Here is an 11,403-nt window from a genome sequence, read left to right on the forward strand (position 1 = left end):
GGGCCTTGAGCCCCCTTCTCTTTTTCAGGTGACCTCGCCTGCCTCGCATGATCACAGACCCGTGGAGAAAACCGGATGAGCCACACAATCAACGCCGCCCTGGTGGGATACGGCTTCGCAGGACAGACCTTTCACGCCCCCTTCCTGGCCACGACCCCGGGCCTGACCCTGCGCTGGGTGGTGAGCCGGGATGCCGCCAAGGTACAGGCCGCGTTGCCCGGCACCCGGGTCGGCACCCTGGAGCAGGTGCTGGCCGATGACAGCCTCGATCTGGTGGTGATCGCCACCCCCAACGACACCCACGCCCCCATCGCTCGCGAGGCCCTGCTGGCGGGCAAGCACGTGGTGATCGACAAGCCGTTCGCCCTGGATCTGGCCGAAGCGAAGGCGCTGGTCGAGTTGGCGGAGAAGCAGCAACGGCTGCTCAGCATCTTCCACAACCGGCGCTGGGACGGGGACTTCCTCACGGTGCGCCGTCTGCTGGCGGAGGGGGCGCTGGGGCAAGTCGCCCAGTTCGAATCCCACTTCGACCGTTATCGCCCCGAGGTTCGCCAGCGCTGGCGCGAGGCGGGCGGCCCGGGCTCCGGTCTCTGGTTCGATCTCGGCCCCCATATCCTGGATCAGTCGCTCCAGCTGTTCGGCCAGCCGGACTGGTTGCAGGCGGATCTGGGCAAGCAGCGCCCCGGGGCCCTGGCGGACGACTACTTCCATGTGGTGCTGGGTTACGGCGAGATGCGGGTCATTCTGCACGGCAGTTGTCTGGTGTCGGCCGTGATGCCCCGCTTCGTGGTGCACGGCAGTCAGGGCTCCTTCATCAAGTTCGGCATGGACGTGCAGGAGGAGCAGCTCAAGGAGGGCAAGCGGCCCCCGGCGGCGGACTGGGGCGTGGATCCCGCCCCCGGCCAGCTCAGCCAGATCCGGGACGGTCAGCTCCTGCAGCAGACCGTGGCTGGCGAGGCGGGGGACTACGGCGCCTACTATCGCGGTGTCTGCGCCGCCATCCGGGGAGAAGGGGAGAACCCGGTGCCGGCCGACGAGGCCCTGGCGGTGATGGCCTTGCTGGACCTGGCCCGGGAGAGCGACCAGCAGGGGCGGCGCCTGCCTTGTCAGAAGCTGTCTGACTGACGGCGTAATCCGGCAGCGCGGAGAGCCTGACAGAAAGACAATGGCTGACTGGCAATCGTCAGGTAATTGGCGATTTGTTGTGCGAATCTGGTGATGAATGGGTGTTTTATATTAATATTTGTCGTTGCAGCAGTGTTTTTTATCATGCCAACGAGAAAATATCATTGTGATACGCGTTTTCATCGGCCGCATATGGGGATATATTTCGCGCGCCTTCGGGCTCCAGCGGCCGGTGTGCCGACAGGAGCCGGGGCGTACAGTGATGGTCCCTGCACCATCTCTCCATCTTTTTTTGAGGGTATGCACATGAACAAAGTACTGGTAGCCGGTATCCTGGGTTTGATGTTGACCGCCTGTGGTCAGAAAGAAGAAGCTGCAGCTCCGGCTGCGACCCCGGCCGCAGACGTTGCTGCCACTGTCGAGAAAGCCGCTAGCGAAGCGTCTGCTACCGTCGAGAAGGCTGCTTCCGAAGCTTCCGCTACTGTCGAGAAGGCTGCCGCTGACGTTGCCACCAAGGCTGAAGCTGCCGTGAGCGATGCCAAGGCCAACTAAGCCAGCACCTCATTGAAAAACGGGCCCGGCGCACTCGCGCCGGGCCCGTTTTTTTATAGCCATGACGGGGCGTTGCACGGTCAGCCGAGGGGTTCCACCAGCAGGATGTGGGAGTCGGCCCCCACCACCTTGACTCGGCTGCCGGCCGGCAACGGCGCGTTGCAGCGCACCGTCCAGACGGTGTCGTCCAGATGTACCCGGCTCATCCCTTGGCTGACCTCGTCCAGCAGGGTCAGCTCGCGGCCCATGTAGCTTTGCATCCGCTCGTTGATGGGAGCGGCGGCATCCAGCCCGGAGCGATCCCGGCGATGCTGCCAGCGCCACCAGGCCCAGGTGGTGAGCAGGGATTGCAGGGCGAAGAGCAGCAACTGCGCCTGCCAGCCGAAGGGCCAGACCAGCAGCAAGAGCCCCACCTCCAGGGCGGCGATGCCGGTCCAGAGCAGAAAACCCACCGACCCCATCACCTCGATGGCTAGCAGCACGAAGCCGAGTCCCAGCCAGTGCCAGTGGGTCAGCCCCTCGAACAGGGCTGTCATGATTTGCCCGCCTTGCCGTCTTTGTTGAACAGCTCGGCCATGCCCGCCACCGAGCCTATCAGGCTGCCCGCTTCCAGGGGCATCATGATGATCTTGCTGTTGGGGCCTTCACCGATGCGGGCCAGGGCCTCGGTGTATTTCTGGGCCACGAAGTAGTTGATGGCCTGCATGTCGCCCTCGGCGATGGCCTGGGAGACCATGTGGGTCGCCTTGGCTTCCGCCTCGGCGGCCCGCTCCCGGGCTTCGGCGGCGAGGAAGGCGGCCTGACGCTCACCCTCGGCTTTCAGGATCTGGGACTGCTTCTCCCCCTCGGCCTTCAAGATCTTGGACTGGCGCACCCCTTCGGCCTCCAGCACCTCGGCCCGCTTCTGGCGCTCGGCCTTCATCTGGGCGTTCATGGCTTCCACCAGGGCGAGGGGCGGTCGCACATCCTTGATCTCGATCCGGGTCACCTTGATGCCCCAGGGGGCGGTGGCCGCATCCATGGTGCGCAGCAGCTTCTCGTTGATGGTGTCGCGCTGGGAGAGCATCTCGTCCAGCTCCATGGCGCCGAGCACGGTCCGCATATTGGTCATGGTGAGATTGCGGATGGCGCTGGTGAGATCGTTGACCTCGTAGCCCGCCTTGCGGGCATCCACCACCTGCACGAAGCTGATGGCGTCGATGGTGACGTTGGCGTTGTCCCGGGAGATCACCTCTTGGGCCGGGATGTCCAGCACCTGCTCCATCATGATGATCTTGTGGCCGATGCGGTCGATGTAGGGGATCAGCAGGTTGAGACCCGGGGAGAGGGTGCGGGTGTAGCGGCCGAAGCGCTCCACGGTCCAGTTGTAACCCTGGGGCACTATCTTGATGCCGGCACTCAGGGTGGCGAGTACCAGGAATATGAAGATCCCCAATACAATCAATGACTCATTCATGATTAAGCTCCTTATGAAACACTTTCACTAGCCTAGGGTCTGGTGCCATCCACCACAAGCAGATTCGCTTATCTATTGCCGCCACACGGCTTTACTAATTACCAAAACGCATTAAAGAGCATTTTTTATTATTTTGAGGGATAAGCGCTCCTGCCTATAGTCGCCCCAGATGTCGCGATGCCGAGGAGCGGGCCCTGATGGATTATTTACCTATGTTTGCCAGGTTGGAAGGCCGTCCGGTACTGCTGGTGGGCGGGGGCGAGGTTGCCCTGCGCAAGGCGCGCCTGCTGCTGGCGGCAGGTGCCCGGATCACCCTGGTCTCTCCCGCGATCGAGCCCGAGTTCCATGAATTTGCCGGTCGCTTCACCCATGTGGCGGCGCGTTTCGACCCGGCCCACCTGGCAGGGCAGATCCTGGTGGTGGCCGCGACCGACGATCTCGAGGTCAATGCCCTGGTCTACCAGAGCGCCACCGAGCGCGGTCTGTTCGTCAACCTGGTGGATGACCCCGAGCGCTCCAGCTTTATCTTCCCCTCCATCATCGATCGCAGCCCCATCGTGGTGGCCGTCTCCAGCGGCGGCAAGGCCCCCGTGCTGGTGCGTCTGTTGCGCGAGCGGCTCGAGAGCCTGCTGCCCCGCCACCTCGGCGGTCTGGCGGAGCTCTCCGGCCGGGTGCGCCGCCGGGCCAAGCAGGTGCTGGCCTCCCTCTCCGATCGCCGCCGCTTCTGGGAGCGCGCCTTTGCCTCCAACACCCTGGCCGGTCTGATTGAGAAAGCCGATTGGCAAGGGGCCGAGCAGTGGCTCAATGAGGGGCTGGACAAGGCCCAGACCGAAGTGGGGGAAGTGGTGCTGGTGGGGGCGGGCCCGGGAGATCCTGGCCTGCTGACCCTCAAGGCGCTGCAACAGATCCAGCAGGCCGAAGTGGTGCTCTATGACCAGCTGGTCTCCCCCGAGATCCTGGACCTGGTGCGCCGCGATGCCACCCTGGTGTCGGTCGGCAAGAAGGCGGGTGCCCACAGCGTGCCCCAGGAAGAGACCAACCGCCTGCTGGTGGAATACGCCAAAGCGGGCAACCGGGTGGTGCGCCTCAAGGGGGGCGATCCCTTCATGTTCGGCCGTGGCGGCGAGGAGCTGGAAGTGCTGGCCGAGGAGGGCATTCCCTTCTCCGTGGTGCCCGGCATCACCGCCGCCGCCGGTGCCACCGCCTATGCGGGCATTCCGCTCACCCACCGCGACCATGCCCAGAGCGCCGTCTTCATTACCGGCCACTGCCAGAAGGAGGGCAAGGAGCCCGACTGGCAGCAGCTTGCGGCCACCAACCAGACCCTGGTCATCTACATGGGGCTGATGCGCTCCGAGCATATCCAGCAGCAACTGGTGAGCCATGGCCGACGCGCCGCCACCCCCATCGCCATCATCGAGCGGGGCACCACGGCCCGTCAGCGGGTGCTGACCGGCACCCTGGCGGATCTGGCCGAGCTGGCCCAGCAGGCGGTGAGCCCGTCGCTTATCGTCATCGGTGAAGTGGTGGCCCTGCGCCAGCAACTCGCCTGGTTTGGCGAACAGGGGCAAGGGCAGGAGGCAGAAAGCGGCCACGAGCTCAAGCTGGTGAGCCTGACCTGAGAGGCGAGACCCGAATCGATTTGACGGTGCGGCCAAGGCGGCACCGAACTGAACCAACACCGCGCCCCGAGCAGGTGCGATAGCAATGAACCGAGGACCCAGACATGGACCGTGAAAGACTGACCCAACTGCAGCCATCCGATGCACAGAGCATCCGTGCAGGTGTCACCCGCGAGCGACTGACTCACCTGCAGCAACTGGAAGCCGAGAGCATCCATATCATCCGCGAGGTGGCCGCCGAATTTGAAAACCCGGTGATGATGTACTCCATCGGCAAGGACTCCTCCGTCATGCTGCACCTGGCCCGCAAGGCCTTCTACCCGGGCAAGATCCCCTTCCCCCTGCTCCACGTGGACACCAACTGGAAGTTCAAGGAGATGATCAAGTTCCGGGACGAGACCGCCAAGAAGTACGGGCTGGATCTCATCGTCCACAAGAACCCGGATGGTCTGGCCATGGACATCAACCCCTTCGTGCACGGCAGCAGCAAGCACACCGACATCATGAAGACCGAGGGGCTCAAGCAGGCGCTCAACAAATACGGCTTCGATGCCGCCTTCGGTGGTGCCCGTCGCGACGAGGAGAAATCCCGCGCCAAGGAGCGTGTCTACTCCTTCCGCGACAAGTCCCACCGCTGGGATCCGAAGAACCAGCGCCCGGAGCTGTGGCGCGTCTACAACAGCCAGGTCAACAAGGGGGAGAGCATCCGTGTCTTCCCGCTCTCCAACTGGACCGAGCTGGACATCTGGCAATACATCTATCTCGAGAACATCGACATAGTCCCGCTCTACTTCGCGGCTATGCGCCCCGTGGTGGATCGCGGCGGCATCAAGATCATGGTGGATGACGAGCGCATGCCCATCGGCCCGGAAGACGAAGTGAAGCAGGAGCTGGTGCGCTTCCGTACCCTCGGCTGCTACCCGCTGACCGGGGCCATCGAATCCAATGCCACCACCCTGCCGGAGATCATCGAAGAGATGCTGATCACCACCTCGAGCGAGCGGCAAGGGCGGCTCATCGACCACGATCAGGCCGGCTCCATGGAGCAGAAGAAGCGTCAGGGCTATTTCTAAAAAAATGTTCTAAGGAATCGCATCATGAACAACCACATTCAGACCGCCATCAGCGAACAGGGCATTGAAGCCTACCTGCACGCCCAGCAGCACAAGAGCCTGCTGCGTTTTCTCACCTGCGGCAGCGTGGACGACGGCAAGAGCACCCTCATCGGCCGCCTGCTGCACGACTCCCAGCAGATCTATGAAGATCAGCTCAAAGCGCTGGAGTCCGACAGCCAGAAGCTCGGCACCACCGGCGAGAAGCTGGACCTGGCCCTGCTGGTGGACGGCCTGCAGGCGGAGCGCGAGCAGGGCATCACCATCGACGTGGCCTACCGCTATTTCTCCACCGCCAAGCGCAAATTCATCATCTCGGACACCCCGGGCCATGAGCAGTACACCCGCAACATGGCCACCGGCGCCTCCACCTGCGATCTGGCCATCATATTGATCGACGCCCGCAAAGGGGTGCTGGATCAGACCCGCCGCCACAGCTTTATCGCGAGCCTGCTCGGCATCAAGCAGTTCGTGGTGGCAGTGAACAAGATGGACCTGGTGGAGTTCAGCCAGGAGGTGTTCGATCGCATCAGCTTGGAGTACCGCGAATTCGCCAAGAAGCTCAGCGTCGACACCATCCACATCGTGCCGGTGTCGGCCCTGGACGGTGACAACGTGGTGAACCCGAGCGACAAGCTGGCCTGGTATCAGGGCGAGACCCTGCTCTCCTTGCTGGAGTCTGCCGAAGTGGAGCGCGAGCTGGAACGCCATCCGGTGCGCCTGCCGGTGCAGTACGTGAACCGCCCCAACCTCGATTTTCGCGGCTTCGCTGGCACGCTCGCCTCCGGCATCCTGCGGGTGGGCGACAAGCTTGCCGTGCTGCCGTCCGGCAAAGAGAGCACGGTGACCCGCATCGTCACCTTCGACGGGGATCTGGAGTACGCCCTGCCGGGTCAGGCCATCACGGTCACCTTCGCGGACGAAATCGACATCAGCCGGGGCGACCTGCTGGTGGATGCGGCGAAAAAGCCCCAGGTGACCCAGAACGTGCTGGCTCACATCGTCTGGATGGGGGAAGAGTCCCTGCAACCGGGCCGGGTCTATGACGTCAAGCTTGCCACCAAGAAGAGCCGTGGCCAGGTGGAGGCCATCCGCCACCGCATCGAGATCAACAAGCTCGACGAGCTGCCCGCCTCCGAGCTCAAGCTCAACGAGATCGGCCTGTGCGAATTCAGCCTCACCGACCCGGTGGCGTTCGACCCCTACAAGGAGATCCGCGACACCGGCAGCTTCATCCTCATCGACCGGCTGACCAACGTCACCGTCGGTGCCGGCATGATAGTGGAAGGGCTGGCGGCCAAGGCGGTGGCAGGGCAATACAGCGAGTTCGAAGTGGAGCTCAACGCCTTGGTGCGCAAGCACTTCCCCCACTGGCAGGCGCTGACCATCAGCAACGATTCCGGCAAGGAGTAAGCCCATGACCTGGCAACAATCCCTGGTGCTGGGTCTGCTGGCTGCCCTCGTCGCCCTGCTGATCCAGGGCAAACTCCGGCCGGCGCTGCTCTTCTCGGGCGCCGTGCTCATCACCTACCTGAGCGGCCTGGCGGACATCAACGCCGTGGTGGCGGGCTACACCAACAGCGCCCTGCTGACCCTGGTGTTGCTGCTGCTGGTGTCGCTCGCGGTGGAGAAGACCCGGGTCATGAGCTGGTTTGCCAACCTGGTGGGCACCGGCTCCTTCAACAAGGTGCTGGTGAAGGTGTGGTTTTCCACCGCCTTCCTGTCGGCGTTCGTCAACAACACCGCCGTGGTGGCGTCCATGCTGGGGGCGGTCAAGCGCAACCCCAACCATGCGCCCTCCCGGCTGCTGTTGCCCATGTGCTTCGCGGCGACCTTTGGCGGCGTGCTGACCCTGATCGGCACCTCCACCAACCTCATCGTCAACAGCTTCCTCATCAAGATGGGGGCCAAGCCGCTCGGCATGTTCGACTTCTTCATGGTGGGGGCGGGGACCCTGCTGACCGGCCTCATCGCCGTGCTGCTGTTTGCCCGCCACCTGCCGGAGCAGGACACCGAGATGAGCCGGGAATCCGGCTATTTTCTCGAGGCCAAGGTGGGCCCCGGCTCGCCCATGGCCGGGCGCAGCGTCAAGGAGAACGGCCTGCGCAGCCTCAAAAGCCTCTATCTGGCCGAGATCATCCGGGGCAACCAGGTGATCTGCCCGGTGCAGCCGGAACACGAGCTGCACGAGGGGGACATGCTGCTGTTCTGTGGCGACGTGGAGAGCGTCGGCGTGTTGCAGGAGCTCAAAGGGCTGGATCTCTACGGCCAGCACCGCCTCAACGGCCAGCACCTGGTGGAGGTGATCGTCAGCCACAGCTCGCGCCTGGTGGGGCAGACCATCAAGGATGCGGAGTTTCGTACCCACTTCGATGCGGTGGTGCTGGCGGTGCGCCGGGGCGAGACCCAGCTCACCGGCGGCCTCGGCCAGATTGAACTGCACGCAGGGGATACCTTGCTGCTGGCACCCGGCCCCAAGTTTGCGGGCAACAAGTCCCTCTCCCGGGAGTTCGTGGTGGTGAGCGGGCTGGAGGCCTCCACCCGGCTCGATGCCACGCGCAGCGCCGCCGTGGTGGCGGGGTTCCTCGGGGTGCTGACCCTGTCGGTGCTCGATCTGGTGCCGCTCTTCAAGGGGCTGCTGGTGATGCTGGTGGTGCTGCTGTTTTCACGCATCCTGACCCTGGACGAGATCCGCCGCCGCTTTCCCCTGGATATCTGGCTGGTGGTGGGCGGGGCGCTCGCCATCGCCGATCAGCTGGAGAAGAGCGGCCTGGCCAAGCTCATCGCCGACTGGCTGATGGGGGAGTTCAACGGGGCCAGTCCCTTTATCGCCTTCGTGGGGATCTATCTGTTTACCCTGGTGCTGACGGAGTTGATGAGCAACAACGCGGCGGCGGCGCTGGCCTTCCCCATGGGATTCCAGCTGGCGCTCAGCATGGACGTCTCCACCATGCCGTTCATTCTGGCGGTGCTGTTCGGGGCGAGTTCCAGCTTTATCCTGCCCTACGGCTACCAGACCAACCTGATGGTCTATGCGGCGGGCAACTACAAGATGCCGGATTATCTCAAGCTGGCCCTGCCGGTCTCCCTGGCCTACAGCATCGGGGTGATCGTCATGGTGCCCCTGCTGTTTCCGTTTTAAGGTCTGATACCGGGGAATGTGTTAAGGGCTGCTTATGTTAAAGCGGCTTTTATCAAGGCTGCTTATGATGCAGGGGAGTGCCAGGGCACTGGCATCCAGGCGTGAGCGCCAATCAGGGGGGTTGCATGCGCAATAGCAGGGCATCAGCACCTTGCCGCCTCATGGTGCGAGGCGGCTCCCCGCGGTAGCGGACAGTTTTCAGTATTGCGGCGTGAGCGCCGATCAAGGAGTGTTGGATGAGCAATGCCATGGCATCAGCACGTTGTCGGCTGATAGTCCGAGGTGGCTCCCTGTGGTGCCGGACAGTTTAAGTTTTGAGGCGTGAGCGCCAATCAAGGAGTGTTGGATGAGCAATATCGTGTGGCATCAGCATGCCGTCGACAAACAGAGCCGGGCCGAACAGAAGGGACAAAAGCCCCTGGTGATCTGGTTCACCGGGCTCTCCGGGGCGGGCAAGTCCACCCTGGCGGGGGCACTGGAGCAGGCGCTGGCCGCCTCGGGCAAGCACACCTATCTGCTGGATGGGGACAATGTGCGCCACGGCCTGTGCGGCGATCTGGGCTTCGATGACGCCGCCCGCCAGGAGAATATCCGCCGGGTCGGCGAGGTGGCAAAACTCATGGTGGATGCGGGCCTGATCGTCCTCACCGCCTTTATCTCGCCGTTTCGTGCCGAGCGGGACTTGGTGCGTAATCTCGTGGGTGAAGGGGAATTTGTCGAGGTGTTTGTCGATGCGCCCCTTAGCGTGTGTGAAGAGCGCGACCCCAAGGGGCTCTACAAGAAGGCGCGGGCAGGGGAAATTCGCAATTTTACCGGTATCGACTCCGCCTACGAGGCGCCGGAACAGCCGGAAATCCATCTGCTCAACGCCGGCAAGCCGGTGGAAGCGCTGGTGGATGAGCTGCTGACTGCGCTGCGCCAAAGGGGGCATATCGACTGATGTCGATGTGCTTCACCGAGCATTGATAGAAGAGGGGGCCTTGGCCCCTTTTTCTATTTCCCTCAGAGTGGATAGGCGGGAGGGGGGGTTGATGCGGCTGCGCCGTATGGGATGCGAGGACCTTGTCCTCGAAGGGATTTCGCCCGCCCTACGGGCTATGGCGAGTGACTTTTCTTTGCGTGGCCAAAGAAAAGTCACCAAAAGAAAGGTTACCCTCGCCGATTCGCTCTCCTTCGTCGAGTACCCTCACCTCTACCACAGCACCGACGGCACGCGCCGACGGGCTTCCATGACCCGCCGTCACTCGCTCGACATCCTTGTCTCGCGACCTAGTGCAGTGGCCTCGTCTCGGCGAATCAGAGGGGACCAATACAGTGCCCGTCTGTGACAATGGGGATAGTTCGCCAATCGGTTGGCCGCTATGTGGCGCTCAGAACGGTGGGTGTTCCAATTTCACCCATGATATGCATCGATCATCACAAAAGTGGTAGGCTAGGGATTGTTGCGAGTGAGCCAAAAACAGAGGGGTGGGGTGGTGACTGCAGGCAAGAATGACATTTCCGATGACGTTGATTTTTCTGAGGTGTTTAGTGGTGTCGATATTAATGAAATTGTTAAACCCTTTCAGGAATATACTCAGGCCTTAAGTTTATTTTTTACAACATACACGCCTGAAACTAGGGAAGGTGCGAATAAGTCATATGGCACGAGAGCATTTACTGGTAACCCATTGATATTAAATGACTAAAATTTTCATTTTTTGTTCGTGGGATACTTGTTCGCACTTTCCCTTACCGAGCAGGTCAACATGAGCAAGAGTAAAGATATTGCGCGGACTTGCATCTTGTTTCCTGATAGTCATGATAGAGGCAGTTCGTTAATCGGTGCTGAAACCTTCATTCCTCTTGAATGGATAGAAGGGCTGAGGAGGCGTAGTGAAAACCGCCCCAGCCCGGCTTTTATTGGTTCTCGCACCTTGTTATCAGCGATTAACCACCAAATTCACGGCTAATAATTTGTGTGGGGACAACATTCTCTGGCAAGTCACTCGACATTTTTTGAGCAAGTTCACCAGCCAAACCAAACGCGTTGTCAATGGGGTCGACCTTCATTCCGCTTTCGACAGCCAACTCCAAAAACTTCTTGCCAATCTGATTGCACGTATCAACCCAGTTTTTGGGCAGCTCCCCCATGGTGAGCTTGGGTTGACAGACCAGTTGAAATGTATTTTTTCCTTCTTGTATTTGAAATGCCACATCAACAAATTCACTTTTATATGGGTTGGCTAGCGCACTTGAACTAAGTAAAAACACAGCACCAATAGAGGATTTTTTCATGACACGTCCTTGTGAATAGTAATGCCCACCAAGGGGCTGATCGCGAATTCAACTTCGAAGTGCGACACTCGCCTATGCCGCCTGACAGTACTCTTCGAATACCTTGACAGGCTGCCT

At 61.6% G+C, this 11,403-nt stretch carries 11 protein-coding genes; 8 read left to right on the forward strand and 3 right to left on the reverse strand.

The features are described 5' to 3' along the window. Positions 1-75: 75 nt before the first annotated feature. Together PG887_RS07055 and PG887_RS07060 are read left to right on the forward strand one after the other, a co-directional pair. On the forward strand, positions 76-1,125 hold the full coding sequence (locus PG887_RS07055; RefSeq protein ID WP_010675603.1) for an oxidoreductase: 1,050 nt from the start codon (positions 76-78) through the stop codon (positions 1,123-1,125). 306 nt (positions 1,126-1,431) lie between these two features. Beyond that, positions 1,432-1,677 (forward strand): hypothetical protein, encoded by a 246-nt coding sequence (locus PG887_RS07060; RefSeq protein ID WP_010675602.1) that lies wholly within the window; start codon positions 1,432-1,434, stop codon positions 1,675-1,677. Positions 1,678-1,757: 80 nt separating this feature from the next. Here the strand turns inward: PG887_RS07060 and PG887_RS07065 are convergent, their stop codons facing one another. Further along, complete coding sequence (locus PG887_RS07065; RefSeq protein ID WP_010675601.1) at positions 1,758-2,213, reverse strand: NfeD family protein; 456 nt, start codon at positions 2,211-2,213, stop codon at positions 1,758-1,760. Beyond that, a complete protein-coding gene (locus tag PG887_RS07070; RefSeq protein ID WP_029314806.1) occupies positions 2,210-3,133 on the reverse strand; it encodes an SPFH domain-containing protein in 924 nt (307 codons plus the stop codon). Before PG887_RS07070 ends, PG887_RS07065 begins: the two co-directional genes overlap by 4 nt. 197 nt (positions 3,134-3,330) lie before the next feature. On the opposite strand from PG887_RS07070, the gene cysG reads away from it, so the two are divergent. The 6 genes from cysG (at position 3,331) to PG887_RS07100 (ending at position 10,697) form a co-directional block, all read left to right on the forward strand. Next, positions 3,331-4,755, forward strand: a complete 1,425-nt coding sequence (cysG, locus tag PG887_RS07075) for a siroheme synthase CysG (protein WP_182956862.1) — start codon at positions 3,331-3,333, stop codon at positions 4,753-4,755. A 104-nt stretch (positions 4,756-4,859) separates the two neighbouring features. After that, positions 4,860-5,828: a sulfate adenylyltransferase subunit CysD gene (cysD, locus tag PG887_RS07080; RefSeq protein WP_050498204.1), complete on the forward strand. Its 969-nt coding sequence runs from the start codon at positions 4,860-4,862 to the stop codon at positions 5,826-5,828. 24 nt (positions 5,829-5,852) lie between these two features. Continuing rightward, positions 5,853-7,280 carry a sulfate adenylyltransferase subunit CysN gene (gene cysN / locus PG887_RS07085; RefSeq protein WP_048208362.1) on the forward strand — a complete coding sequence of 476 codons (1,428 nt, stop codon included), beginning with the start codon at positions 5,853-5,855 and terminating at the stop codon, positions 7,278-7,280. 4 nt (positions 7,281-7,284) lie between these two features. Further along, positions 7,285-9,009: an SLC13 family permease gene (locus PG887_RS07090; RefSeq protein ID WP_042007068.1), complete on the forward strand. Its 1,725-nt coding sequence runs from the start codon at positions 7,285-7,287 to the stop codon at positions 9,007-9,009. A 346-nt stretch (positions 9,010-9,355) separates the two neighbouring features. Continuing rightward, positions 9,356-9,949, forward strand: coding sequence for an adenylyl-sulfate kinase (gene cysC, locus PG887_RS07095; protein ID WP_270821396.1), 594 nt, complete (start codon positions 9,356-9,358; stop codon positions 9,947-9,949). Positions 9,950-10,457: 508 nt separating this feature from the next. After that, on the forward strand, positions 10,458-10,697 hold the full coding sequence (locus PG887_RS07100; protein WP_104454734.1) for a hypothetical protein: 240 nt from the start codon (positions 10,458-10,460) through the stop codon (positions 10,695-10,697). 241 nt (positions 10,698-10,938) lie between these two features. Here the strand turns inward: PG887_RS07100 and PG887_RS07105 are convergent, their stop codons facing one another. After that, the gene (locus PG887_RS07105) at positions 10,939-11,286 is read right to left on the reverse strand and encodes a hypothetical protein (RefSeq protein WP_104454733.1); all 348 of its coding nucleotides are present in this window, start codon (positions 11,284-11,286) and stop codon (positions 10,939-10,941) included. Positions 11,287-11,403: the final 117 nt, after the last annotated feature.

This window comes from Aeromonas sp. QDB14 (genome assembly GCF_027707845.1).
GTDB lineage: Bacteria > Pseudomonadota > Gammaproteobacteria > Enterobacterales > Aeromonadaceae > Aeromonas > Aeromonas caviae.